We start from the raw sequence: 23,410 nt of genomic DNA, 5'->3' as shown, positions 1-23,410 counted from the left end.
ACTCAGGCGACGACCGCGCGCAGCCGCCGGCAGGCCTCGTCGTACGTCGCGACCAGGTCGGTGGGCCGCCCCGCCTCGTGGTCCTGGGCCCACCGGTCCAGCGCGGTGCGCAGGACCGCGGCGGCGGTCTCCACCAGCACCCGGGCGGTCAGCGCGTCGCCGTCGAGGAGGCCGGCCAGCCGGTCGGCCAGCACGGCCGCGCGCTCCTCGTCCAGCCCGATCGCGGCGAGCTGGAGCGACGGCTCGGCGCACATCAGCCGGCGCAGCCGCAGCACCTGCGCGCCGGCGTCGCTGCGGCCGTCATCGAAGGCCGCGAGCAGGTCGCGCCACATCGCCTCGAGCTGCGGCAGGAGGGGCCAGGCGGGGTCCAGGGAGTCCAGCCGCTCCTCCGCCCGGTCCTCGAGGTCGCGGTGCGGGACGAGGGCAGCGCGCTCCTTCGTCGCGGCGTACCGGAACACCGTGCGGGCCGAGACCCCCGCCTCGCGGGCGATGTCGTCGACGGTGGTGCCGTCCACGCCGTGCTGCTCGAACAGCCGGAGCGCGGCGTCGCTGATCTCGCGCTCGGTCGTCCGGCGGCGTCGCTCCTGAAGCGTGGTCACAGGACCCAGGATAGGGAATGCTGACGGTCCCCGCCGCGTTGGCAGTCACTGCCACCGACACCGACGTCCCGGCCCGGCGGCCCCGACACCACCCAGGAGCACTCCCCGTGACCAGCACCGCGGCGCCCGCGCCGAGCACGACCCCGCCACCCACCGTCGACCGCGCCGGGCGGCTGATCGCCCTCCTCGTCGGCTCGGCCTTCGTGGTGATCCTCAACGAGACGATCATGAGCGTGGCGCTGCCCGAGCTCATGCGCGAGTTCGACGTGCCGGCGACGACCGCGCAGTGGCTCACGACCGCGTTCCTGCTCACGATGGCGGTGGTCATCCCGGTGACCGGCTTCCTGCTGGTCCGCTTCCCGCTGCGCCGGGTGTTCATCGCCGCCATGGGCTCCTTCGGCGCCGGCACGCTGCTGGCCGCGCTCGCACCGACGTTCGAGGTCCTCGTCGCGGCCCGCGTCGTGCAGGCCGTCGGCACCGCGCTGATGATGCCGCTGCTGATCACCACCATCCTCACGATCGTCCCGGCCGAGCGCCGCGGTCGGATGATGGGCACGATCTCGATCGTCATCTCGGTCGCCCCGGCCATCGGCCCCACCATCTCCGGCGTCGTGCTCGACCAGCTCGACTGGCGCTGGATGTTCTGGCTGGTCCAGCCGATCGCCGTGCTCTCCCTCGCGCTGGGCGCGGCGTGGGTCCGCAACGTCACCGAGCCCCTAGCCGTCCCGCTTGACGTGCTGTCCGTGGTCCTCTCGGCCCTCGCCTTCGGCGGCCTGATCTACGGCCTCAGCAGCATCGGCGAGTCCGCGACCGGCGAGACCGCCGTGCCCGTCTGGGCGCCGCTCGTGGTCGGCGGGCTCGCGCTCGCCGTGTTCGTAGCGCGCCAGCTCTCCCTGCGCGAGGGAGCGCTGCTGGACCTGCGCACGTTCGCCAGCCGCACCTTCACCATCGCCGTGCTGCTGGTGGCGGTCAGCATGATGGCGCTCTTCGGCAGCCTGATCCTGCTCCCGATCTACCTGCAGTCGGTGCTCGGCCTGAGCACCCTCGAGACGGGCCTCGTGCTGCTGCCGGGCGGCCTCGTGATGGGCCTGCTGGCGCCGTTCGTCGGCCGCGCGTTCGACCGGGTGGGCCCGCGGCCCCTCGTCGCTCCGGGCGCCACCGTCACGTCGGTGGGCCTCTGGGGCATGTCGATGTTCGACACCGGCACCGGCGCGGGCACGGTCATCGTGGTGCACGTCGTGATGAGCATCGGCCTGGCGCTGATGTTCACCCCGCTGCTGACCTCCGCGCTCGGCTCGCTGCCCCAGCACCTGTACTCCCACGGCAGCGCGACCGTCTCGACGCTCCAGCAGGTGGCGGGAGCCGCCGGCACCGCGCTGTTCGTGACCGTGATGACCCGCCGCTCGGTGAGCGAGGTCGAGGGCGGCGCGTCCGTCGTCGACGCCACCGCCGCGGGGGTGCACGCGGCGCTCCTCTACGGCGGGGTGATCTCCGCGGTGGCCGTGCTGGTCGCGCTGCTGGTGCGCCAGGGCACCGCGCCGGCCGGGCCGGCGGACGCGGTGGAGCCGGCGGACACGGCTCAGGCGGCGGGGACCCCCGCCGCCTGAGCGGCGCCGCTCAGCCCTGCTGGACCGCCGCGCTGAAGGTCCGCGGCGTGCCGAGCCAGTCGACGGCGGTGCCGCCGCCCTTCTTCGCGCCGCTGACCCGGACCTCGACCCGCACCGGGCCGGTGTCGCCGTCGTCGTCGAAGCAGTCCTGGGCGAACCGCGAGCGCACCGTGTCCGCGCGGTAGTCCAGCCGGCTGCGGTAGGAGCAGCTCACCCGCTCCACGTCGTCGGAGGAGGTGCGCCACCCCTCGACCTCGAGCAGCGTGTAGTCGGTGCCGTCGAAGTAGCCGCCGATGAGGGCGTACTCCGGGCCCTTGTCGTCGGGGTCGGTGTCGATGAACACCGTGCCACCTGCCGCCGTGGCCGGGCTGCGGCGCAGGTCGCGGTGGGTGGTGGTGATCCGGAGGTTCTGCTCGCCGTTGACGACCTTCACCGAGCGGAGGTCGACCCCGGGACCGATGTCGTCGGCCTTGTCGGTGAAGGTGCTGGTCGCCGCGGCGGCCGGGCCGGCGGTGGCGAGGAGGAGGGCGGCGAGCGCGGTGGGCACGACCGCAGCGGTGGGCTTGGTGAGCACGGGAGGTTCCTTCCAGGCGGGGGGCTGGTCACCAGGAGGACGCAGGATCGGTCCCCCGGGTTGCCTCCAGGGTGCGCCCGGCACCTACCTCCCGGGAAGGGTCGGCACCAGGCCGCGCACCACGTCGTACGTCGCGCGGTCGGCGGCGACCACCAGCCCCGAGGGGGCGGGCCCCTGCGGGCGGTACGGCTCCCCGCGGAACGTGCCGACGTGCCCGCCGGCCTCGGCCACGAGCAGGGAGCCCGGCGCGTGGTCCCACGGCTTGGTCTTCTTGTAGAGCGCGTAGTCGGCCCGGCCGTCGACGATCGCCGGGTAGTCCACCCCGCAGCAGCGCCACGAGAGCTCCAGGGTTCGCAGCGTGCCCAGCGCGCGACCGATCCAGCCGCGCCGGGAGGTGATGCCGAGCAGTCCGTCGCCGACCGGCGGACGGTGCACCCGCACGTCGTTGCGCCAGGCGCCGGCGCCGCGCTCGGCGACGTACGCCGCCCGGTGCTGGGGCTGCCAGATCCAGCTGCGCACGACCTCACCACCGCGCAGCTCGGCGGCCATCACGGCGTGGTCGGGCGAGCCCTTCACGAAGTTGCGGGTGCCGTCGACCGGGTCGACGGTGAAGGCGTGGTCGGCGTCGCGGAACCGGTCCAGCACGCCGGGGTCCGCGGAGGCGGCCTCCTCGCCCAGCACCAGCGCCCGCGGGTACGCCGCGAGCAGCCGCTCGGTGATGAGCACCTCCGCCTCGCGGTCGGCCACGGTCACCAGGTCGCCGGGGTGCGACTTGGAGCTGATGTCGTCCTCGGAGAGGCGCTGGAACCGCGGGGTGATCACCTGCGCGGCGACCTCCTGCAGCATGGCCAGCACCTCGTCGGTGCCCAGCTCAGTCGGCACGGACCGCTCCGTCCCGGACGGGCTCACGCGACGCCCGCACGCCCAGGCTGACCGCCCAGCCGGTCGCGGCGACGAAGAGCAGCAGGGCGCCGACCGCGAAGGCGGCCAGCGAGACCAGCCACGCCACCGCGCCGCCGCCCTCCTCCGGCGCCGTGAGGTAGACGCCCAGCACCGCGAAGACGGTCAGGAGGGCGCCGACCACGCCGCACAACCGCAGGGCCGCACCCGCGTCCTCCGCGTCCGTCCCCATGCCCACCTCCGTCGCCCGGGTCGTCGCCCTCACCGTAGCCGCCGGCGCGGACGGCTCCGCTCGCGGGAGGACCGGGGTCGGCCGGGGGTCAGAGGTCGAGCAGCTCCGCCGCCCTACGGCTGAAGCGCTTGAGCGCCTCGGCCTGCGGCCGGGTCAGCCGGTCCGCCCGGCGCTCCCGGGTCACCTGGTCGCGGAAGGTCCCGAGTCGGGTGCGGGCGTCGGAGTCGAGCCCGAGGCCGGCGTACCGCACGATGGCCCGGACCCGCGTGCGGAGCCGGTGGTCGACGCCCGCCCGCAGGTGCTGGTGGGCGGCGAGGGCGTCGTAGCGCTTGAGCACCTTCGCGCCGCGGCCCGCCGGCTGGTCGGGGACCGTCGCCAGGCCGAGCACGTCGATCGTCCGGGCCGCCATCCGTGCCTCGCCGTAGGCGTTGGGGTGCACCACGACGGGGTTGGTGCCGCCGAAGACCGGCTCGATCCAGCGGGTGCCGGCCGGCTGGCAGGCGTCGTGGCCCTCGGAGACCTGCTCCATGTCGACGTACGTCGCGCCCGTCGCCTCGGCCGCGCGCCGGACGGCGTCGTTGAGGGTGTGCTGCAGGCTGCGGAGGTACGCCACGTCGCCCTCGGCGACCGGCATGCTGGCGAAGCAGCCGCCGGTGGCCGGGAGGATCCAGGGGTAGCCCAGCGCGGCGACCCGCGCCCGGGGCGCGCGCTCGCGGACGTCGGTGAGCGCCCGGACCAGGGCCGGGTACGTCGAGGTGCGGACCGTGTCCTCGTAGGTCGACCCGTGCTCGTCGCGGCACGGGCTGCCGACGCCGCCGCTGCGGAAGCCGGCGAGGCTGCACTGCGCGATCGCCGTGCCGAAGACCCCGCTGTCGTTGCCGCCGATGGTCATCGTCACCAGGTCGGTGCCGGCGGAGAGCGCGTCGAGCTGCGGCGCCACCCCGGGGTGCTGCGCCTCGCGGTAGTCGGTGGTGTCCGCGCCGCCGCAGGTCACGTCGGTGAGCTGTGCACCGGTCCGCCGCGCGATCACGTGGGGGTAGTTGCGGGTCGAGCGCTGGCACGCCACCGGCGCCGTCGGGTCGACCGGCTGGACCCCGGCCGCCGAGCTGTAGGAGTCGCCGAGCGCGACGTACTCCAGCGCGGCCCTGGCGGCCTGCGCGCCGCCGGCCGTGACGAGCGAGGCGCCGAGCAGCGAGCCGAGCAGCGAGCCCAGGGCTGCGATCGACGTGGCGGCGGTGGTGGCGGGCGTGCGGGGCATGGTCTCTCCGAGCGTGCGGTCCGGTGTGGCTGGCGTCACGGTACGCGCGCGGCCCCGCCCGCGGGTCCGGGTGGTGCGGCCCTGGGGTGTCCTTTGGTCCTAGTACCAGCCGTCCTGGCGTGTCGGGGCCCCCCGGCGTCCTACGTTGGTCCCGTCCACCAACGCCGGAGCAGCGGCCGGCGGGTGGTGACGCGAACGGGGCGTCTCCGACTTCCCCCCAGCCGGGGACGCCCCGCCCGCCTCCACGGGCCCAGCCCACCGGCGCCCGGCGTACCCTCGTCGCGACCGACGCAGGCGCACGAGGCAGGGGCAGGACATGACGGCGAGCCGAGCCGCTCGAGGCAGACGTGCGGCGGCCCAGGCCGGCCCGCTCGCGAAGGTGACCGTCGACGTCGACGCCGCCGACCAGCTGGTCTACAAGATCGCGTGCACCGAGTGCACGGTGCGCGACGGACGCGCGTGGTCGGCGTACCGGCCCGGGGCGGACAACGGCTTCATGGCCGCGATGGACCGGTGGACGTTCCACCTCAGCGAGAAGCACCCGGGGTCGGACGCGCCCTGCCTGGAGTTCCTCCCCGCGGCGCAGCAGCGGCTGCACGAGCGACGCGAGGGCGGAACACCCGAGGACTCGTGAATGTTCAACCAGTCATGAAGAACATCGGGTTCCTGTCGTTCGGCCACTGGACGCCGTCGCCGCAGTCACAGACGCGGTCGGCCTCGGACGCGCTGCTGCAGTCGATCGACCTCGCGGTCGCCGCCGAGGAGCTCGGCGTCGACGGGGCGTACTTCCGGGTGCACCACTTCGCCCGCCAGCTCGCCTCGCCGTTCCCGCTGCTGGCCGCGGTCGGCGCGCGCACCAGCCGGATCGAGATCGGCACCGGCGTGATCGACATGCGCTACGAGAACCCGCTCTACATGGCCGAGGACGCCGGCGCCGCGGACCTGATCTCCGGCGGCAGGCTCCAGCTCGGCGTCAGCCGCGGTTCACCGGAGCAGGTCGTCGACGGGTTCCGCTACTTCGGCTACGAGCCGCCCGAGGGCATGGACCACGGCGACATGGCCCGCCGGCACACCGAGGTGCTGCTGCAGGTGCTCGACGGCGAGGGCTTCGCCGAGCCGAGCCCGCGCCCGATGTTCCCCAACCCGCCGGGGCTGCTCCGCATCGAGCCGCACTCCCCCGGCCTGCGCGACCGCATCTGGTGGGGTGCCGGCACCCGTGCCACCGCGGAGTGGACCGCCCAGCAGGGGATGAACCTGATGAGCTCCACGCTCCTCTCCGAGGACACCGGCGTGCCGTTCCACCGGCTCCAGGCCGAGCAGATCGAGCGCTTCCGCGCCGCCTGGGCCGCCGCCGGGCACCCGCGCGAGCCGCGCGTCTCGGTCAGCCGCAGCATCTTCCCGCTGGTCGACGACACCGACCGCGCCTACTTCGGCCGCGAGTCCGGCAGCCAGGACCAGGTCGGCGTGCTCGAGGGCATCCGCGCCCGGTTCGGCAAGACGTACGCCGCCGAGCCCGACCAGCTCGTCCGCGAGCTCGCCGAGGACGAGGCCGTCGCCGCCGCCGACACCCTCCTGCTGACCGTCCCCAACCAGCTCGGCGTGGACTACAACGCCCACGTCCTCGAGGCGCTGCTCACCCACGTCGCGCCCGCCCTCGGCTGGCGCTGACCCCGAGTCCCGTCCTCCTCCGCCGAATTTCGGGGGCCCGGGCGGTGCGACATCCCAGGTTCACTTGGGATGTCGACGCTCCACGGCTGTTGCAACGGCAGAGAACCTTCAACATCCCAGGTTCACTTGGGATGTTGAAGGTTCTCGGCCTTTCCTGACGCTTCCCGGCCTCCTCAGCCGAGCAGGTCGCGGATCTGCGGGAGCAGGCGGTCGAGCTCGGCGGCGTCGCGGAGCACGAGCACCGCGGGCCGGCCCTCGGCGGGGGCGCCCTCCCGGCCGGGGAGGTCGACGTGCGACTCGACCTCGGCCATCGCGGCCCGGAACGCCCGGCGCGCCTCGCTGGTGGAGGACAGCTGCTCGCGCAGCCAGGCGCGCAGCACGTGGTTGTGCGCGGTGACGACCGCGTTCGCGATCAGCTCGGCCCGCAGCAGGCTCGTGGGCGAGCCGCCGAGCCAGGCGTGGATGTGGCGGGTGAAGATCCGCTCGTACTGGCGGATGCCCGACCGCTCCCGCTCCTGCAGCGCCGGCACGCTCCGGGTGAGCCGGTAGCGCCGCCGGGCGCGCTCGCCCTCGTCGAGATAGTGCTGGAGCACCAGCCCGGCCCCCTCGGAGACGCCGACGACCGCCGTGCGCGGCGTCGCCGTGGACAGCCGCGCCTCGATCGCGGTCAGCAGCTGCTCGTGGTCGGGGAAGACCACGTGCTCCTTGGAGCGGAACTGCCGGAAGAACGTCGTCCGCCCGACCCCCGCCCGCGCGGCGATGTCCTCCACGGTCGTCGCGTCGTACCCGCGCTCGGCGAAGAGGTCGAACGCCGCGTCGACGATGCGCTCGCGCGCACTCGGCTCCGTCATGCGCCACCTCCCTCTCCCGGACCGGGCGACCCGCACCGGCACCTGCCGGCCGCAGCCTAGACGGTACGCAGTACCGTGTGGACGGTATCCGGTCCCACGGTGGGGCCGGCCGGGGAGGAGCAACGACGTGGATCGCGTGGGAGTGGTCGGGTTCGGCCTGATGGGAGCCGGCATCGCCGAGGTCAGCGCACGCGCCGGGCTGGACGTCGTGGTGGTGGACGCCGACCGGGCGGCCGTCGACCGCGGGATGTCGCGGCTCGAGGCGTCGCTGCGCCGAGCCGAGAGCAAGGGCAAGCTCTCCGCCGCCGAGGGGTCCGCTGACGACGTGCTCGCCCGCGTCCGACCGGCCACCGAGCTCGACGCGCTGGCCGACCGCGACCTCGTCGTCGAGGCGATCGTCGAGGACGAGACCGCCAAGGTCGACCTGTTCCGCACCCTCGACCGGGTCGTCACCGCCCCCGACGCGGTGCTGGCGAGCAACACCTCCTCGATCCCGATCATGAAGCTCGGCGTCGTGACCCGGCGCCCCGAGCACGTGCTCGGCATCCACTTCTTCAACCCGGTCCCGGTGCTGAGGCTGGTCGAGCTCGTCCCGAGCCTGCTCACCGCGCCGGAGACCACCGAGCGCAGCCGCACCTTCGTCCAGGACCGCCTGGGCAAGCAGGCCATCGACTGCCAGGACCGCGCCGGCTTCGTCGTCAACGCGCTGCTGGTGCCGTTCATCCTCTCCGCGATCCGGATGTACGAGTCCGGCTTCGCCTCCGCCGAGGACATCGACCAGGGCCTGGTGCTCGGCGCCGCCCACCCCCAGGGCCCGCTCGCGCTCGCCGACCTGATCGGCCTGGACACCACCAAGGCCGTCGCGGAGTCGCTCTACGAGGAGTTCAAGGAGCCGCTGTACGCCGCCCCGCCGCTCCTCCAGCGGATGGTCGACGCCGGCCTCCTGGGCCGCAAGAGCGGCCGCGGCTTCTACACCTACTGACCCACCCGGAGAACGAACGAACCGATGAGCACCGACTTCCCCCTCTACGACCTCTCCGAGGAGCACCGGGCGGTCCGCGAGGCCGTCCGCGCGATCTGCGACGCCAAGGTGGCGCCGTACGCCGCGGACGTCGACGAGAACGCCCGCTTCCCCCGCGAGGCGGCCGACGCCCTGCTGGCGGCCGACTTCCACGCCCCGCACGTCCCGGAGGAGTACGGCGGCGCCGGCGCCGACGCGCTCGCGACGGTGATCGTGATCGAGGAGGTCGCCCGCGCCGACGTGTCCGCCTCGCTCATCCCGGCGGTGAACAAGCTCGGCTCGCTGCCGGTGCAGATCGCCGGCTCCGAGGAGCTCAAGAAGCACTACCTCGGCGCGCTCGCGCGCGGCGACGGCGGCTTCTCCTACTGCCTCTCCGAGCCCGAGGCGGGCTCGGACGCGGTCTCGATGCGCACCCGCGCGGTCCGCGACGGCGAGGACTGGGTCCTCGACGGGGTCAAGCGCTGGATCACCAACGCGGGCGAGTCGGAGTACTACACCGTCCTTGCCGTGACCGACCCCGAGAAGCGCTCGAAGGGCATCTCGGCGTTCGTGGTGGAGAGGTCCGACCCCGGCGTCTCCTTCGGCGCCCCCGAGAAGAAGCTCGGCATCAAGGGCTCGCCGACCCGCGAGGTCTACCTCGACAAGGTCCGCATCCCCGGCGACCGGATCATCGGCGCCGAGGGCACCGGCTTCGCGACCGCGATGCGGACCCTCGACCACACCCGCGTCACGATCGCCGCCCAGGCCGTCGGCGTCGCCCAGGGCGCCCTGGACCACGCGCTGGCCTACGCCCGCGAGCGCCGGCAGTTCGGGCAGCCGATCGCGGACTTCCAGGGCCTGCAGTTCATGCTCGCCGACATGGGCATGAAGGTGGAGGCCGCGCGCCAGATGACGTACGCCGCCGCCGGCCGCTCCGAGCGCGGCGACGCCGACCTCACCTTCTTCGGCGCGGCCGCGAAGTGCTTCGCCTCCGACGTGGCCATGGAGGTCACCACGAACGCCGTGCAGGTGCTCGGCGGCTACGGCTACACCCGCGACTACCCGCTCGAGCGGATGATGCGAGACGCGAAGATCACCCAGATCTACGAGGGCACCAACCAGGTGCAGCGGATCGTGATGGCCCGGCAGCTGCTCGCCGGGGTCCAGTCCGACCTCTGAGCCCGCGGCGGGCGGGTCAGGCCGCGTCGTCCGCGACGTAGCCCGGGATCTCCTCGACGGAGTGCCAGACCGGGAGGCCGCGCTCGCGCGCGATGGCGACGTCCTGGTCGGCCCCGCGGGACGCGCCGGGCAGGCGCAGCACGCCGTCGCAGTGCTGGAGCAGGCGCTCGGCGGTGGGGTACATCACCTGCTCGGCCAGGGGGTCGCCCAGGCCCTCGGCCCCTGCGCTGCTCAGCACCGGCAGCGCCACCCACTCGCCGATCATCGGCACGTGCCCGGACCGGAACACCGGCCAGGCCGCGGCCTCGAGGGCGCGCAGGTTCGCCGCGAGCCGCGCCGGCTCGTCGTCGGTGCCGGAGCGGTAGGGACCGGCGATCAGGATCATCAGGGGCTTCGTCATGCTCCGACAATAGCGTGCAGAAACGTGCACGAACAAGCATTTACGTGCGGACGGTCTAGAGTCCTCCCGTGCTCGCCGCCCAGCGCAAGGACCGCATCCTCGCCACCCTCCGCGCCGAGGGCCGGGTGGTCGCCAAGGAGCTGGCAGCCGCGTGGGACCTGTCCGAGGACACCGTCCGTCGCGACCTGCGCGAGCTCGCGGCCGAGGGCCTGCTGCACCGCGTGCACGGGGGTGCCCTCCCCGCCTCCCCCGCGGTCGCCGACTTCGCCGCCCGCACCTCCATCGCCACCGACGCCAAGACCGAGGTCGCCCGGCTCGCCGCTGCGCTGGTGCGCCCCGGGCAGACCGTCGCCGTCGACGGCGGCACGACCGCCCGCCAGCTGGCCCGCCTGCTCCCACCCGACCTGCGGGCCACCGTCGTCACCCACAGCCCGACCATCGCGGTCGAGCTCGCGGAGCACCCGACCGTCGAGGTGGTCATCGTCGGCGGCCGCCTCTTCAAGCACTCCGTCGTCGCCGCCGGCGCGGCTGCCCACGAGGCCATCGGGCGGGTCTGGGTCGACGCCTTCTTCCTCGGCGTCACCGGCATCCACCCCACCTCCGGCCTGACGACCGGCGACGCCGACGAGGCGGCGGTGAAGCGCGCCTGGGTCGCCCGAGCCGCGGAGACCTACGTGCTGGGCAGCAGCGAGAAGATCGGCGCCGCCTCTCCGTTCGAGGTCGTCCCGCTCACGGCGGTCACCGCGGTGCTGACCGACGCCGGGGCACCGGAGCGCGGGGTGGCCGAGCTCCGAGCGGCAGGCGTCGACCTGCGACAGCCCTGAGCCCCTCCCGGCCCCGTGCCGCTCCGCGGCTCAGCTGATCTCGTACTTCTCGCCGAGCAGCTCGTCCTGCTCCTTGGTCGTGTCGACGCACGGACCGCCCACCCCGGCATCGACCTCGCCGGGGTGGCGCCGGGACTCCCCGATCGTGGCCCGCAGGTCGTCGCGGGTGAGCACCCCGTAGGGACGCGGCGTCGTACCGGCGTTCTCGACCGTCCAGCCTTCGGCCTCCAGCGCGTCGGTCAGGGCGGCGATCGCCTCGGCGGTCGACCCGGTGGGCTTCGCCGACCCGCCGGCGGAGTACTCCATCGACGGCGGCTCGACGGTGCAGACCGACCAGGAGCCGGCCAGCGGCGCGAGGTCGAGCCCCACCTCGGCGGCGACGGCGGCCAGGGAGCGCGCGGCGTCCTCGACGGCCGCTCGGGACGCCGCGGTGTCCTCCGCGCCCTTCTCGGATGACACCTTCGGGTCGCCGCACGCGGTCATCGTCACTCCCAGGAGGGCCAGGACGGTCAGGGTCACCAGTCTCGCGCGCACCGCGCGCCTCACCCCTGGTCCCTCGTCCGCGACTCGCCCTCGACGCCGCTGCTCGGGTCGCGGTCCCACTCGGGGTCGCGGGGGGCGTCGTACCAGGGGTCGTAGCTGTGCTCGGCGGTGTTCACGTCCCCACCGTGCCCGTCGACGACCAGTCCGATGTTGTACAGCGACTCGGAGTCGTGGGCGAGGTAGGAGCCGTGCGCCTCGTCGGTGTTGCGGTGCCAGCTGCGGTCGACGTCCTCGGCCTCGAACCGGGTCGCGCCGAAGTCGTCGGAGGACGGGTCGGTCCCGAGGCCGAGGCCGCCCTTGCCGATCCACCCCTCGTCGCCGAGCACGGCCACGAAGTCGCGGCTGTCGCGGCCGACGTACACGTGGTCCTCGCCCACGCTGAAGTCGTCGGCGTGGTCGGCCGGGCCCGCGCCCGGGCTGCCGACGAGCACCACGTCGTCGGCGGCGAGGTCGAAGTCGCCGGCGGCGTACGACGTGGCGGTCGAGCCGTAGCTGTGGCCGATCGCGGTGAGGTGCGCCGGGTCGTCGGAGCGCGAGGCGCGGAGGCCGTCGACCATGTCGGCCAGCCGCCGGCCGCCGTCCTCGGCGCGCCCCTCGGTCAGCGTGGCGGGGTCGTAGAAGGCGTCCGGCGCGTCGTACCCGAGCCAGAACAGCGTCGCCACGCTCGACCCGTCGCCGTTGTAGCGGGTCGACTCGTAGAGGTTCATCATCTGCCCGGTGTAGCCGGTGGTGTCCGCCATCGTCGTGGTGATGCCGGGCGTGAAGACCGCGACGTCGTCGGCGGTGTCAAGGTCGCCGACGCCCACCGCGACCCGGCCGTCGCCGTCGAAGGCGCCCGGGTCGTAGAGGTAGAGCACGCCGCCGGGCCGCTCGCCGGTGATCGGGTCCTCGAAGGCGTCGGCGTCCTCGAGCGCCTGCTCGGCCTGCTCGGCGTTGTCGAGCACCTGCTGCTCGGCCTCGGAGATCGTTCCGTCCTCGGCCTTGGCGCGCAGCGTCGCAAGGTCGTCGTCGAGCACGACCCGGTTCGCGTCGTCGCGGGCACCGGCGGGCAGGCCGTCGGCGGCGCCGACCAGCTCGGGGTACGACGCGACGACCGCCTCGCGCTCGGCCTCGCTGAGCCCCTCCCACCAGTCGCGCACCTCCTCCGGCGTCGCGCCGGTCCCGGGCGCACCGGGCCGGTCCATGGCGTCCTGCGCGAACTGCGGGATCCCGCCGTCGTCGGACAGCGCCGCGTCGAGCGAGGTCCCGGCCTGGAACGCCTGTCGCAGGAGGTCCTCGGCCTCCCGCACGCGTCGCTGGAGGTCGTCGTGGTCGGTGACCAGCTCGGAGTAGTCGATCCGCAGCTCGGTCGCCCGCTCCCGCAGCGCCGCGACCACCTCCGGCGTGGCCTCGGTGGTGGCGCCGATGTCGGCGATGAGGGCGGTGCGGCGGTCGTCGAGCGAGCGCTTGCGCTCGACCTGCTCGTCGTAGGTGCGCAGCAGGTCGCGCAGCGTGTCGGCGTACGCCGTCACCGCCCGCCCGACGCGCTCGACGGTCGTCCCCATCGCCGCGTGCTCGTCGCCGGCCTCGGCGGTGGCCTCGCGGTAGGAGTCGGCGGCGTCGCCGAACCAGCCTCCGATCCACTGGATCCGGGCGGCCTCGTCGGAGAACTCCTCGTAGCGGCCGGAGGCGGTGTGGAGGGCCTCGGCCAGCGTGTCCGCGCCGCCGGGGTCGCCCTCGGGCTTGATGACCTCGGCCGGCTGGGACGGGGGGACGTCGATCGTGACGGTCACCGGGCCGGCCCCAGTCGTCCGTCGAGGTCGGTGAACCGGCTGTCGGCGCCCTGGTCGGTGGTGCCGTAGTCGTCGATCCGGGCGTCGAGCGCGTCGGCGAAGCCGGTGGCGAGCTCCGAGCTCTCCGCGGCGTACCCGGCCCACGCGGTGAGGAAGGCCTGCGCCGCGCCCTGGACGCTGGGGGCCAGCGCCCCGGTGCCCTGGCCCTCGAGGTCGCGCGACGTCGAGGTCATCAGGTCGGCGAGCGCGCGCCAGTTCGTGCTGCCGAGCGAGAGCTCGGAGTACTCCGCGCCGAGGGTGCTCATGCCTGCTCCCCCTCGGACGTCCCGGGCCCCCCGGGCGCCGGGGCGAGCCGGACGTCGGCCGAGCGGAGCCGGAGGACGAGCCGCGACTCGGCCGGTGCGAGCACCAGCTGCAGCTCCTCGTGGGCGAGTCCGTCGCCTCGCCCGGCGAGCACGCGCGGCAGCCCGTCGGGCGGTGCGAGCACGTGCCAGCCGTCCTGCTCCAGCGACTCCGCACCGCGGCCCACCGCCGCGACGCCGCCGGTCGGGTCGGCGTCGTCGAGCCGGAGCGTGGTCTCGACGCGGGAGGTGGCGGGCGCCCGACCGGAGGTCCAGCGGCTGCGGACCTCGGTCGGCTCACCGCCCACGAGCGAGGTCCACAGCGCGACCGCGTGGGCCTCGACCCGGGCGGCCTCGGACGCGGGGTCCACCTCCGGCCGCGCCTCGACCTCGACCGCTGCCGGGCCGACCGCGGCCTCGGCCGGGAGCACGACGACGTCGATGTCGGGGTGCCGGCGGCGGACCACCGACCAGAACGGGTCGGCCGCCACCTGCTCGGCGGCGTCGGACCCGGTGGTGAACGGGCTCGCGGGCGACGTGGGCATGCCCGGGGCATACCCGCCCCGCGGCCGGCTCACACCGGCCGCGGGCCCCGGGTCAGTAGGACTTCGGCAGGCCCAGGGAGTGCATCGCGACGAAGTTCAGGATCATCTCGCGGCTGACGGGGGCGATCCGGCCGAGCCGGGCGGCGACGAGCATGTTGGCCAGGCCGAGCTCGCGGGTCAGGCCGGAGCCGCCGTGGGTGTGGACGGCGATGTCGGTGGCGTTGCACGCGACCTCGCCGGCGGCGTACTTGGCCATGTTGGCGTACTCGCCGGCACCCATGTCGTCGCCGGCGTCGTAGAGCGCCGCGGCCTTCTGCTGGAGCAGGCGGGACTGCTCGAGCTCGATCTTGACCTTGGCCAGCGGGTGCGCGATGCCCTGGTGGGCGCCGATGGGCTGGTCCTTCCACACCTTCCGGGTCTTGGCGTACTCGACGGCCTTGGCGAGGGCGAAGCGCGACATCCCGTTCGAGTACGCCGCCCCCATGATCCGCTCGGGGTTGAGCCCGGCGAAGAGCTGCAGCAGGCCGGCGTCCTCGTCGCCGACGAGCGCGTCGGCGGGGAGCCGGACGTCGTCGAAGAACAGCGTCCACTGCTTCTCCGGGGCGTCGAAGGTCATCTCGAGCGGCTGCTTCTCCAGGCCCGGCGCATCGGTCGGGACGACGAACAGGCAGGGCTTGAGCTTGCCCGTCCGTGCGTCGGCCGCCCGGCTCACCACGAGGATCCCCTGCGCCTCGTCGACGCCCGAGATCCACGTCTTCTGGCCCTTGAGCACCCAGCCGTCGCCGTCCTTGGTGGCGGTGGTGGTGATGTTGTGGGAGTTCGAGCCGGCGTCGGCCTCGGTGATGGCGAAGGCCATCGTGTACTCCCCGGACGCGATCGCCGGCAGCCAGCGCGCCTTCTGCTCCGGGGTGCCGAACCGGCCGATGACCGAGCCGCAGATCGCCTGGGAGACGACCATCATCAGCATCGGCGCGCCGGCCGCCGCAGCCTCCTCGAGCACCGCCGAGAGGTCGCCCATGCCGCCACCGCCGCCACCGTGCTCCTCGGCGATGTTGACGCCGAGGAAGCCGTGGGCGCCCATGTCGTGCCACAGCTCGGTGACCTTGCCGCCGGTGCGGGCCTTCTCGGCGACGTACTCGTGGCCGTACTTCGAGGCGAGCGCGAAGACCGCCTTGCGCAGCTCCTGGCGCTCCTCGGACTCGGTGAACGCATGGCTCATGACTGCTCCTCCTCGACGACGGCGAGCACCTCGCCGGCTGCGACCTGCTGCCCGGTGGTGACCGGGAGCTCGGTGACCGTGCCGGCGGTCGGCGCCGCCACGGTGTGCTGCATCTTCATGGCCTCCAGGACGAGCACCGGCTGGCCGGCCTCGACCTGCTGGCCCTGCTCGACCGCGACCCGCACGACCGTGCCGGGCATGGGCGCGAGCAGGCTCCCGCTCGCCACCTGCTCGGCCGGGTCGACGAACCGCGGCACCCGGGCGAGCCGGGCGTGGCCGCGGGGGGAGTCGACGTCGACGACCTCCCGGCCGTGCGGCCCGCCGACGAGGACGTCGTACGTCGTGCGCACGCCGTCCCGCTCGAGCGTGACCCGCTCGCAGCCGGCCGCGACCACGCCGTGCCCGTCGACGACGTACCCGTCGCGGGTGCCGAGCCACTCGACCGTGGTCACGGTGCCGTCGCGGTGCTCGAGCCCGGTGCGCTGGGGCTGGGAGACGACGTTGCGCCAGGCCACCGGGATCCCGCGCTGGACGGTGCGCGCGGCACCGGCCCGCTCGGCCAGGGCCAGGGCCGCGGCGACGGCCGCGCCGGGGTCCTCGGCGGCGCCCCGGTCGGGCGTCCGGTCACCGAGGAACGCGGTGCTGAGGTCGCCGGCCAGGAACTCCGGCGAGCGCAGGACGTCCACGAGCAGGTCCCGGTTGGTGACCACGCCGTGGATGCGCGCCCGGGAGAGCACGCCGGCCAGCTTGCGGGCGGCCTCCTCCCGGCTCGGCGCGTGGGCGACGACCTTGGCGAGCATGGCGTCGTAGTGCGTGGTGACCTCCGAGCCCGACCCGAAGCCGGCGTCCACGCGGATCCCCGGCACCCGGGGGACCTCAAACGTCGTCAGCACGCCGCTCTGCGGCTGGTAGTCCGCGGCCGGGTCCTCGGCGTAGAGGCGCACCTCGATCGCGTGCCCCTGCGGCGGTCCCGGTCGGTCGGCCGCCCCGCCCCCCTCGGCGGACGCCAGCTGCAGGGCGACCAGGTCGACGCCGTGGACGAGCTCGGTGACGGGGTGCTCGACCTGGAGCCGGGTGTTCATCTCCAGGAACCAGAAGCGCTCGGTGGCCGGGTCGTAGAGGAACTCGACGGTGCCGGCGCCGCGGTAGTCGATCGCCTCGGCCGCCTTCCGAGCCGCGTCGTGCACGGCCGAGCGGACCTCGTCGCGCAGCCCGGGCGCGGGGGCCTCCTCGACGACCTTCTGGTGCCGGCGCTGGACCGAGCAGTCGCGGTCGCCGAAGACGACCGACCCGACCAGCTGGACCTCGACGTGGCGGCCGCGCTCGACGTACGGCTCGACGAAGACGGTGCCGTCGCCGAACGCCGACTCGGCCTCTGCCCGGGCCCGCGCCACCTCCGCGTCGAGGTCGTCCAGCGTGCGCACGACGCGCATGCCGCGGCCACCGCCGCCGGCCGAGGCCTTGACCAGCAGCGGCAGGTCGGCCTCGGTCGGGTGCTCGGGCGCCTCGAGGACCGGTACGCCGGCCTCGCGCATGATCTCCTTGGCGCGGATCTTCGAGCCCATCGCCTCGATCGACGCAGGAGCGGGTCCGACCCAGGTCAGCCCGGCGTCGACCACGGCGCGCGCGAACGCGGCGTTCTCGGACAGGAAGCCGTAGCCGGGGTGGACCGCGTTGGCACCGGCCCGGCGGGCCGCGTCGAGGACCAGGTCGACGCGCAGGTAGGTCTCCGCCGGGGTGCTGCCGGGCAGGCGCACGGCGAGGTCGGCCTCGCGCACGTAGGGCAGGTCCGCGTCGGCGTCGGAGTGGACCGCGACGGTCTCGATGCCCAGGTCGCGGCAGGTCCGGAAGACGCGGCTGGCGATCTCGGCGCGGTTGGCGACGAGCAGTCTGGTGATCATCCGGCTCACATCCTGAAGACGCCGAAGCGGTCGGTGCCGACGATCGGCTTGTTCTCGATGACGGACAGGCAGATGCCGAGCACGGTGCGGGTGTCGCGGGGGTCGATGACCCCGTCGTCGTAGACCATCCCGGAGAGGAAGAACGGCAGGCTCTGCTCCTCGATCGAGGCCTCGACGAACTGCCGCATCGCGGCGTCGCCGGCCTCGTCGAAGTCGCGGCCCTTGGCCTCCGCCGCGGCCCGCGCCACGATGCTCATCACGCCGGCGAGCTGCGCGGGACCCATGACGGCGGACTTCGCCGAGGGCCAGGTGAAGAGGAAGCGCGGGTCGAAGGCGCGGCCGTTCATGCCGTAGTTGCCGGCGCCGTACGACGCGCCCATCACCACGGTCAGGTGTGGCACGGTGGAGTTGGAGATCGCGTTGATCATCATCGCGCCGTGCTTGATGATCCCGCCCTGCTCGTACTCCTGGCCGACCATGTAGCCGGTGGTGTTGTGCAGGAACAGCAGCGGGGTGTCGGTCTGGTTGGCGAGCTGGACGAACTGGGTCGCCTTCTGCGCCTCCTCGGAGAACAGCACCCCCTGGGCGTTCGCGAGGATGCCGACCGGCCGGCCGTGGATGCGCGCCCAGCCGGTCACCAGCGACGTGCCGTACAGCGGCTTGAACTCGTCGAAGGCGACCCCGTTGGCCGCGCTCGCGCCGTCCACGACGCGTGCGACCACCTCGCGGGGGTCGAACGGCTCCTTGAGGTCGGTCGGGACCAGGTCGAGCAGGCCGTCGGGGTCGGCGTCCGGCTCGGCGTACGCCCGCGCTCGCTGCTCGACCGGCGCAGCGGGCTTGCGCCAGTTGAGCCGGGCGACGATCCGCCGGCCGATGCGGATGGCGTCGCGCTCGTCCTCGGCGAGGTAGTCGGCGAGGCCGGAAGTGCGGGCGTGCATCTCGGCGCCGCCGAGCGACTCGTCGTCGGCCTCCTCGCCGGTGGCCATCTTCACCAGCGGCGGGCCGCCGAGGAAGACCTTGGCCTGCTCCTTGACCATGACCGTGTAGTCGGACATGCCGGGCACGTAGGCGCCGCCGGCGGTCGAGTTGCCGAAGACCAGCGCGATCGTCGGCTCCTTGCGGGCGCTCGCCCGGGTCAGGTCGCGGAACAGGCGACCGCCGGGGATGAAGATCTCCTTCTGCGTGGGCAGGTCCGCGCCCCCGGACTCGACCAGGGAGATCGTCGGGAGACCGTTCTCCTCGGCGACCTGGTTGGCGCGGAAGATCTTCCTCAGCGTCCACGGGTTCGAGGCTCCGCCCTTGACCGAGGGGTCGTTGGCGGTGATCAGGCACTCGACGCCCTCGACGACGCCGATCCCGGTCACCACGCTCGCCCCGACGGTGAAGTCCGAGCCCCAGCCGGCGAGCGGGGAGAGCTCGAGGAACGCCGAGCCCTCGTCGACGAGCAGCTCGATCCGCTCGCGCGGCATCAGCTTCCCCCGGGCGTGGTGGCGCTCGACGTACCGCTCCCCTCCGCCGGCGACCGCCGTGGCGTGCTCGGCGTCGAGCTCGGCGACCTTGGCGAGCATCGCCTCCCGGTTCGGGCCCGTCCCGGCCGTCACGAGGTGTAGCCCAGCAGCTTGGCGGCGAGGTCGGTGAGCACCTCGGTGGCTCCGCCGCCGATCGGCAGCAGGCGGGCGTCGCGGTAGTGCATCTCGACCTCGGTGCCGTTCATGTAGCCCGTGCCGCCGAAAAGCTGCACCGCCTCGTGGCAGACGTACGTCGCGGCGTCGCACGCGGTCTGCTTGGCCAGGCAGGCCTCGGCGATGACCGTCTCGCCGGCGACGTGGCGGCGGGCGACCTCGTGGGTGTAAGCCCGGGCCACCTCGACCCGGCGGTGCATCTCGACCAGCTTGTGGCGCACGACCTGACGCTTGACCAGCGGCTCCCCGAAGGTCTCGCGCTGCCGGCAGTGCTCGGCGGCGAGCGCGAGCGACCGGCCGGCGATCCCGTAGGCGTGCACGGCGAGGGCCATCCGCTCGACGACGAACTGCTCGGCGATGTACCAGAAGCCGGCGTCCTCCTCGCCGACGAGGTTGCCCACCGGCACCCGGACGTCGACGTAGGACAGCTCCGCGGTGTCGGAGCAGTGCCAGCCCATCTTCTCCAGCTTGCGGTCGACGGTGAAGCCGGGCGTGTCGGTGTCGACGACCAGCAGGCTGACGCCCCCGGCGCCGGGGCCGCCGGTGCGGACCGCGGTGGTCACGAAGTCCGCGCGGGTGCCGCTGGTGATGAACGTCTTCGACCCGTTGACGACGTAGTGCTCGCCGTCGCGCACGGCCGTGGTGCGCAGGTTGCCCACGTCCGAGCCGCCACCGGGCTCGGTGATCGCGAGCGAGCCGATCTTCTCGCCGGCCAGGGTGGGGCGCACGTAGCGGTCGACGAGGTCGGCCGAGCCGTGCGCGGAGGTGTGCGGCAGCGCGATGCCGTGGGTGAACAGCGCCGAGAGCAGGCCGCTGGAGGCGCCGGCCGAGAGCATCCCCTCCTGCAGGGCGACGGTGTCGAGCAGGTCGCCGCCCTCGCCGCCCTGCTCCTCGGGGAAGCTGATCCCGAGCAGCCCCTGCTGCGCGGCGCTGCGGTGCAGCTCGCGGGGGATCTCGCGAGCGGCCTCCCAGTCGGCGAGGTGCGGGGCGATCTCGCGGCGGGTGAACTCCGCCCCGAGCTCGGTGAGCGCGCGACGGTGGTCCCCGTCGCCCGGGTCGTTCGGTCGGTTGGTCACAGCAGTCCCTCCTGGACGTGCACGACGCGTGAGCGGACCCACTCGCCGAGCCCCTTGGCCTGCGGGTCGAACCGGGTCGACGCGGCGACGCCCCGCCCGAGCAGGCCGGTGATGACGACGTTGACGGCGCCGAGGTTCGGCAGCAGGTAGACCTCCACGGGGAGGTCGGCGGCCTCGGGGACCAGCTCGCGCACCTTGCGCGGCGTGATCAGCTTGGCGAGCCACGTGGTGCGCGCCTCGTCGAGCCCGGCGTCACCGGTGCGGGCCACCCACAGCCCGAGGTTGGCGTCGCCCCCCTTGTCGCCGGAGCGGGCGTGGACGAAGGTGCCGAGCGGTGCCCGGCGGGTCAGCGAGTCCGTCGGCGCCGGGTACGGCGAGGGCCGGCGGCCGGCGTCGGCCGCCTCCTCGTGCGCGGCCGCGGGGGCCGTCGGCGGGTCGGGCACCACCTCGCGCCGGCCGTCGGGGTGGACGACCGTGTGGGTCACGGCCGAGCGGTCGACGTACGCCGCGCGGTAGACGCCGTACGGCGTGGGCTGCGCGGGCGGGCCGGTCATGGTGAAGCCGGGGTACGACGCGAGCGCGAGCTCGACCGCGGGGCCGGTGAAGGCCTTGGCGACGGGACCGGCCTCGGGGTCCATCACCGTGACGCGGAGCAGGGCGGAGGCGCCCTCCTCGGTGTCGGCGTCGGCCGGCGGCAGCGCGGAGCGGGTCCAGGTCACCGACTCGGCGGTGAGCGCGGGGGCCAGCTGCTCGCGCAGCCAGTCGGCCTTGGCGTCGATGTCGAGCCCGGTGAGCACGAACTCGGCGGCGTTCCGGTAGCCGCCGAGCTCGTTGACGCAGACCTTGAGCTGCTCCGGCGGAGCCTCGCCGCGGACCCCCGTGACCGCGACCCGGTCGTCGCCGACCTGCTCGAGGCGGACGGTGTCGAGCAGGGTGGTGACGTCGGGGCCGAGGTAGCGGGTGGACTGGATCTCGTAGACCAGCTGCGCCGTGACGGTGTCGACGGTGACCGCGCCACCGGTGCCGGCGTGCTTGGTGATGACGCTCGACCCGTCGGCCGCGACCTCGGCGAGCGGGAAGCCCAGCGGCTTGGTCGGGTCCATCCGGCCGCTGCCGATGAGCTGGCGGAAGCCGGAGAAGTTGCCGCCGGTGGCCTGGGTCCCGCACTCCAGGACGTGGCCCGCGACGACGGCGCCGGCCAGCTCGTCGTACGACTCGGGGGTCCAGCCGTGGTGCGCGGCGGCCGGGCCGACGACCAGGCTGGCGTCGGTGACCCGGCCGGTGACCACGACGTCGGCGCCGCCGGCGAGGGCGGCCGCGATGCCGAAGCCGCCGAGGTAGGCGTTGGCGGTCAGCGCGCCCTCGAGGCCGAGCTCGGCGGCACGCGGACGGAGGTCGTCGCCCTCGACGTGGGCGACCGCGACGTCGATGCCGAGCCCGCGGGCGATCTCGCGGACCCGGTCGGCCAGCCCGGCGGGGTTGAGCCCGCCGGCGTTGCTGACCACCTTGACGCCGCTCTCGAGCGCCAGGCCGAGGCAGTCCTCGAGCTGGCGGACGAAGGTCCGCGCGTAGCCCAGCGAGGGGTCCCTCATCGTGTCCTTGCCCAGGATGAGCATGGTGAGCTCGGCGAGGTAGTCGCCGGTGAGCACGTCGAGGCGGTGCCGGTCCCGGCCACCCTCGAGCATCTCGCGCATCGCGGCGAGGCGGTCGCCGTAGAAGCCCGAGCAGTTCCCGATCCGCAACGGTGCCGTCGTCGGGTCAGCCACGGGGCCGCCTCCCCTCTCCCGGGGGCCCGGCGAAGCACTGGGCCACGTCCAGCCAGCGGTCGGCGTCGGGGCCGACGGCGACCAGGTCGGTGTCGGCGCGGTGGACGCGCTGGGTCACCAGGCGGGCGAGGTCGGCGGCGGAGCCGGTGACCGACTGAGCCGCGTCCTCGGCACCCCACGTCCAGGTGGCGCCGCTCGGGGCGACCAGCTGCACCCGGACGTCGTCGCTCGGCGGCGTGAGCCCGCGGGTGGCGAAGGAGAAGTCCCGGGTGCGGACCCCGAGGTGGGCGACGTGGCGGACCCGGTCGGTGACCTCGAGGTCGCGGCCGAGCGCCTCGTGGACGTCGAGGGAGTGCGCCCAGGTCTCCATGAACCGGGCGGTGGCCATGGAGGTCGCCGACATCGGCGGGCCGAACCACGGCATCCTCGCCCCGGCGGGCAGGTCGCGCAGGGCGGCGGTCAGCGCCTCGCGGGCCCCGCCCCAGCGGGCGAGCAGCGCGGCCGGCGCGAGCCGCGCGATCTCGTGGGCGCCCGCGTCGACGAAGCCCTCCGGGTCCGCGCCGGCGCGCTGCACGAGCTCGTCCCACGCGGGGGCGGCGCCGGTCGCGGCCCGTGCCGAGAGCACCGCGACCTCGTCGGTCCACACCAGGTGCGCGACCTGGGTCGCCACGGTCCAGCCCGGTGCCGGGGTGGGCGTGGCCCAACCCTCGGCGTCGAGCCCGGAGACCACGGCGTGCAGCTGGTCGCCCTCTGCGCGCAGGTCCACCAGCAGGTCGTCGAGCAGGCTCATGCGTCCCCTCCGGGGGTGGTCGTGCCTCGGGCCAGGGCGGCGTCCAGCGTGTCGGCCCACTGGTCGAGGATCCGGCGGCGCCGGCGGGCGTCGTCGGTGATCGTGTCGGCCAGGCCCAGGCCGCGCACCAGGTCGAGCGTCGCCTGGATGAGCTCGCGCACGCCCGGTCGCGACTCGTCGGCACCGAGCAGCTCGACGGTCATCCGGTGGGTCTCGCGGCCGATCCGCTGCTCGAGCGGGGCGACGGCCTCCAGGAGCGCCGGGTCGGTGCGGGCCGCGACCCACAGCTCGAGGGCGGCGACGAACAGCGGCGAGGCGAAGTGGTCGCCCAGCACTTGCAGCACGGCGCGGGTACGTCGCCGGCCGGTCGGCAGCCCCTCGGCCGCCGCGGCCAGCTCGTCGCGGCGCACCTCCGAGAGGTGGGCGACCGCGGCCACGACGAGCGCGTTCTTGGTCGGGAAGTGGTGCAGCTGGGCGCCCCGGCTGACCCCGGCCCGCTCGCTGACCAGCGTGGTCGACGTACCGCTGAAGCCGCGCTCGACCAGGCACTCCACCGTCGCCTCGAGCAGCCGGGCCCGCATCGCGCGGGTCCGCTCCTCCTGGCGCACGCGGGTGCTGCCGGACGGGGTGCTCACCCGGCCAGCATGGCCCTCGTCCGCACAAACAGTCAAGCCTGACTGTTT

General features: G+C 74.2%; 24 protein-coding genes. 6 read left to right on the top strand and 18 right to left on the bottom strand.

Going from position 1 to position 23,410, the window contains the following annotated elements:
• Positions 1 to 2: 2 nt before the first annotated feature.
• Complete coding sequence (locus AB0N29_RS14230; protein ID WP_364867643.1) at positions 3 to 599, bottom strand: helix-turn-helix domain-containing protein; 597 nt, start codon at positions 597 to 599, stop codon at positions 3 to 5.
• A gap of 107 nt (positions 600 to 706) precedes the next feature.
• Between AB0N29_RS14230 and AB0N29_RS14225 the strand changes: the two genes are divergently transcribed.
• Entirely contained in the window at positions 707 to 2,206 is a 1,500-nt protein-coding gene (locus AB0N29_RS14225; RefSeq protein WP_364867641.1) for an MDR family MFS transporter, read from the top strand.
• Between the two features lie 10 nt (positions 2,207 to 2,216).
• Here AB0N29_RS14225 and AB0N29_RS14220 read toward each other — a convergent pair whose 3' ends face one another.
• From AB0N29_RS14220 to AB0N29_RS14205, 4 genes are all read right to left on the bottom strand, one after another.
• Positions 2,217 to 2,780: a hypothetical protein gene (locus tag AB0N29_RS14220; protein ID WP_302268638.1), complete on the bottom strand. Its 564-nt coding sequence runs from the start codon at positions 2,778 to 2,780 to the stop codon at positions 2,217 to 2,219.
• A gap of 84 nt (positions 2,781 to 2,864) precedes the next feature.
• Positions 2,865 to 3,662, bottom strand: a complete 798-nt coding sequence (locus tag AB0N29_RS14215) for an inositol monophosphatase (protein ID WP_364867638.1) — start codon at positions 3,660 to 3,662, stop codon at positions 2,865 to 2,867.
• Positions 3,652 to 3,912 (bottom strand): hypothetical protein, encoded by a 261-nt coding sequence (locus AB0N29_RS14210; RefSeq protein ID WP_364867636.1) that lies wholly within the window; start codon positions 3,910 to 3,912, stop codon positions 3,652 to 3,654. The genes AB0N29_RS14215 and AB0N29_RS14210 overlap by 11 nt, the downstream gene beginning before the upstream one ends.
• 88 nt (positions 3,913 to 4,000) lie before the next feature.
• Positions 4,001 to 5,170 carry an SGNH/GDSL hydrolase family protein gene (locus AB0N29_RS14205; protein ID WP_364867634.1) on the bottom strand — a complete coding sequence of 390 codons (1,170 nt, stop codon included), beginning with the start codon at positions 5,168 to 5,170 and terminating at the stop codon, positions 4,001 to 4,003.
• Positions 5,171 to 5,486: 316 nt separating this feature from the next.
• Here AB0N29_RS14205 and AB0N29_RS14200 point away from each other — a divergent pair, with 316 nt between their 5' ends.
• Both AB0N29_RS14200 and AB0N29_RS14195 read left to right on the top strand, forming a co-directional pair.
• On the top strand, positions 5,487 to 5,804 hold the full coding sequence (locus AB0N29_RS14200; protein ID WP_364867632.1) for a hypothetical protein: 318 nt from the start codon (positions 5,487 to 5,489) through the stop codon (positions 5,802 to 5,804).
• 14 nt (positions 5,805 to 5,818) lie between these two features.
• Positions 5,819 to 6,838, top strand: a complete 1,020-nt coding sequence (locus AB0N29_RS14195; RefSeq protein ID WP_302268644.1) for an LLM class flavin-dependent oxidoreductase — start codon at positions 5,819 to 5,821, stop codon at positions 6,836 to 6,838.
• 173 nt (positions 6,839 to 7,011) lie between these two features.
• Here the strand turns inward: AB0N29_RS14195 and AB0N29_RS14190 are convergent, their stop codons facing one another.
• Entirely contained in the window at positions 7,012 to 7,689 is a 678-nt protein-coding gene (locus AB0N29_RS14190) for a TetR/AcrR family transcriptional regulator (protein WP_302268645.1), read from the bottom strand.
• A 127-nt stretch (positions 7,690 to 7,816) separates the two neighbouring features.
• Here AB0N29_RS14190 and AB0N29_RS14185 point away from each other — a divergent pair, with 127 nt between their 5' ends.
• Complete coding sequence (locus AB0N29_RS14185) at positions 7,817 to 8,671, top strand: 3-hydroxybutyryl-CoA dehydrogenase (protein WP_302268646.1); 855 nt, start codon at positions 7,817 to 7,819, stop codon at positions 8,669 to 8,671.
• A 24-nt stretch (positions 8,672 to 8,695) separates the two neighbouring features.
• Positions 8,696 to 9,868: an acyl-CoA dehydrogenase family protein gene (locus AB0N29_RS14180; RefSeq protein WP_364867627.1), complete on the top strand. Its 1,173-nt coding sequence runs from the start codon at positions 8,696 to 8,698 to the stop codon at positions 9,866 to 9,868.
• Between the two features lie 16 nt (positions 9,869 to 9,884).
• On the opposite strand, the gene AB0N29_RS14175 is transcribed toward AB0N29_RS14180, so the two are convergent.
• The gene (locus AB0N29_RS14175; protein WP_364867625.1) at positions 9,885 to 10,268 is read right to left on the bottom strand and encodes a DUF4406 domain-containing protein; all 384 of its coding nucleotides are present in this window, start codon (positions 10,266 to 10,268) and stop codon (positions 9,885 to 9,887) included.
• 68 nt (positions 10,269 to 10,336) lie between these two features.
• Here AB0N29_RS14175 and AB0N29_RS14170 point away from each other — a divergent pair, with 68 nt between their 5' ends.
• Positions 10,337 to 11,092 (top strand): DeoR/GlpR family DNA-binding transcription regulator, encoded by a 756-nt coding sequence (locus tag AB0N29_RS14170; RefSeq protein ID WP_302268649.1) that lies wholly within the window; start codon positions 10,337 to 10,339, stop codon positions 11,090 to 11,092.
• A 30-nt stretch (positions 11,093 to 11,122) separates the two neighbouring features.
• Here AB0N29_RS14170 and AB0N29_RS14165 read toward each other — a convergent pair whose 3' ends face one another.
• From AB0N29_RS14165 to AB0N29_RS14115, 11 genes are read right to left on the bottom strand one after another with little or no spacing between them, the layout of a single operon-like run.
• On the bottom strand, positions 11,123 to 11,638 hold the full coding sequence (locus AB0N29_RS14165) for a hypothetical protein (RefSeq protein ID WP_302268650.1): 516 nt from the start codon (positions 11,636 to 11,638) through the stop codon (positions 11,123 to 11,125).
• Positions 11,635 to 13,407: an alpha/beta hydrolase gene (locus AB0N29_RS14160; protein WP_364867622.1), complete on the bottom strand. Its 1,773-nt coding sequence runs from the start codon at positions 13,405 to 13,407 to the stop codon at positions 11,635 to 11,637. Before AB0N29_RS14160 ends, AB0N29_RS14165 begins: the two co-directional genes overlap by 4 nt.
• Positions 13,404 to 13,712, bottom strand: coding sequence for a hypothetical protein (locus AB0N29_RS14155; RefSeq protein WP_302268653.1), 309 nt, complete (start codon positions 13,710 to 13,712; stop codon positions 13,404 to 13,406). Before AB0N29_RS14155 ends, AB0N29_RS14160 begins: the two co-directional genes overlap by 4 nt.
• The gene (locus AB0N29_RS14150) at positions 13,709 to 14,293 is read right to left on the bottom strand and encodes a hypothetical protein (RefSeq protein WP_364867619.1); all 585 of its coding nucleotides are present in this window, start codon (positions 14,291 to 14,293) and stop codon (positions 13,709 to 13,711) included. Before AB0N29_RS14150 ends, AB0N29_RS14155 begins: the two co-directional genes overlap by 4 nt.
• Positions 14,294 to 14,345: 52 nt before the next feature.
• Positions 14,346 to 15,512 carry an acyl-CoA dehydrogenase gene (locus AB0N29_RS14145; protein ID WP_302268655.1) on the bottom strand — a complete coding sequence of 389 codons (1,167 nt, stop codon included), beginning with the start codon at positions 15,510 to 15,512 and terminating at the stop codon, positions 14,346 to 14,348.
• The gene (locus tag AB0N29_RS14140; RefSeq protein ID WP_364867618.1) at positions 15,509 to 17,413 is read right to left on the bottom strand and encodes a biotin carboxylase N-terminal domain-containing protein; all 1,905 of its coding nucleotides are present in this window, start codon (positions 17,411 to 17,413) and stop codon (positions 15,509 to 15,511) included. The genes AB0N29_RS14145 and AB0N29_RS14140 overlap by 4 nt, the downstream gene beginning before the upstream one ends.
• Before the next feature lie 5 nt (positions 17,414 to 17,418).
• The gene (locus AB0N29_RS14135; RefSeq protein ID WP_364868048.1) at positions 17,419 to 18,981 is read right to left on the bottom strand and encodes an acyl-CoA carboxylase subunit beta; all 1,563 of its coding nucleotides are present in this window, start codon (positions 18,979 to 18,981) and stop codon (positions 17,419 to 17,421) included.
• A gap of 29 nt (positions 18,982 to 19,010) precedes the next feature.
• Positions 19,011 to 20,171, bottom strand: a complete 1,161-nt coding sequence (locus AB0N29_RS14130; protein WP_364867615.1) for an acyl-CoA dehydrogenase family protein — start codon at positions 20,169 to 20,171, stop codon at positions 19,011 to 19,013.
• Entirely contained in the window at positions 20,168 to 21,937 is a 1,770-nt protein-coding gene (locus AB0N29_RS14125) for an acyclic terpene utilization AtuA family protein (protein WP_364867613.1), read from the bottom strand. The genes AB0N29_RS14130 and AB0N29_RS14125 overlap by 4 nt, the downstream gene beginning before the upstream one ends.
• Positions 21,930 to 22,727, bottom strand: a complete 798-nt coding sequence (locus AB0N29_RS14120) for a TIGR03084 family metal-binding protein (RefSeq protein ID WP_302268659.1) — start codon at positions 22,725 to 22,727, stop codon at positions 21,930 to 21,932. Before AB0N29_RS14120 ends, AB0N29_RS14125 begins: the two co-directional genes overlap by 8 nt.
• Complete coding sequence (locus tag AB0N29_RS14115) at positions 22,724 to 23,362, bottom strand: TetR/AcrR family transcriptional regulator (protein ID WP_302268660.1); 639 nt, start codon at positions 23,360 to 23,362, stop codon at positions 22,724 to 22,726. The genes AB0N29_RS14120 and AB0N29_RS14115 overlap by 4 nt, the downstream gene beginning before the upstream one ends.
• Positions 23,363 to 23,410 lie beyond the last annotated feature (48 nt).

The organism is Nocardioides sp. NPDC092400, assembly GCF_040684155.1.
Taxonomy (GTDB): Bacteria; Actinomycetota; Actinomycetes; order Propionibacteriales; family Nocardioidaceae; genus Nocardioides.
Note: the sequence above shows the minus strand (reverse complement) of the source record. Positions and strands in the feature narration are given on the sequence as shown.

What these genes read in the sequence shown, in the direction of transcription:
- AB0N29_RS14210 (WP_364867636.1), bottom strand. Translation starts at nt 3,912, where the DNA reads ATGGGGACGGACGCGGAGGACGCGGGTGCGGCCCTGCGGTTGTGCGGC.
- AB0N29_RS14205 (WP_364867634.1), bottom strand. Translation starts at nt 5,170, where the DNA reads ATGCCCCGCACGCCCGCCACCACCGCCGCCACGTCGATCGCAGCCCTG.
- AB0N29_RS14200 (WP_364867632.1), top strand. Translation starts at nt 5,487, where the DNA reads ATGACGGCGAGCCGAGCCGCTCGAGGCAGACGTGCGGCGGCCCAGGCC.
- AB0N29_RS14195 (WP_302268644.1), top strand. Translation starts at nt 5,819, where the DNA reads ATGAAGAACATCGGGTTCCTGTCGTTCGGCCACTGGACGCCGTCGCCG.
- AB0N29_RS14190 (WP_302268645.1), bottom strand. Translation starts at nt 7,689, where the DNA reads ATGACGGAGCCGAGTGCGCGCGAGCGCATCGTCGACGCGGCGTTCGAC.
- AB0N29_RS14180 (WP_364867627.1), top strand. Translation starts at nt 8,696, where the DNA reads ATGAGCACCGACTTCCCCCTCTACGACCTCTCCGAGGAGCACCGGGCG.
- AB0N29_RS14175 (WP_364867625.1), bottom strand. Translation starts at nt 10,268, where the DNA reads ATGACGAAGCCCCTGATGATCCTGATCGCCGGTCCCTACCGCTCCGGC.
- AB0N29_RS14155 (WP_302268653.1), bottom strand. Translation starts at nt 13,712, where the DNA reads ATGAGCACCCTCGGCGCGGAGTACTCCGAGCTCTCGCTCGGCAGCACG.
- AB0N29_RS14150 (WP_364867619.1), bottom strand. Translation starts at nt 14,293, where the DNA reads ATGCCCACGTCGCCCGCGAGCCCGTTCACCACCGGGTCCGACGCCGCC.
- AB0N29_RS14145 (WP_302268655.1), bottom strand. Translation starts at nt 15,512, where the DNA reads ATGAGCCATGCGTTCACCGAGTCCGAGGAGCGCCAGGAGCTGCGCAAG.
- AB0N29_RS14140 (WP_364867618.1), bottom strand. Translation starts at nt 17,413, where the DNA reads ATGATCACCAGACTGCTCGTCGCCAACCGCGCCGAGATCGCCAGCCGC.
- AB0N29_RS14135 (WP_364868048.1), bottom strand. Translation starts at nt 18,981, where the DNA reads ATGCTCGCCAAGGTCGCCGAGCTCGACGCCGAGCACGCCACGGCGGTC.
- AB0N29_RS14120 (WP_302268659.1), bottom strand. Translation starts at nt 22,727, where the DNA reads ATGAGCCTGCTCGACGACCTGCTGGTGGACCTGCGCGCAGAGGGCGAC.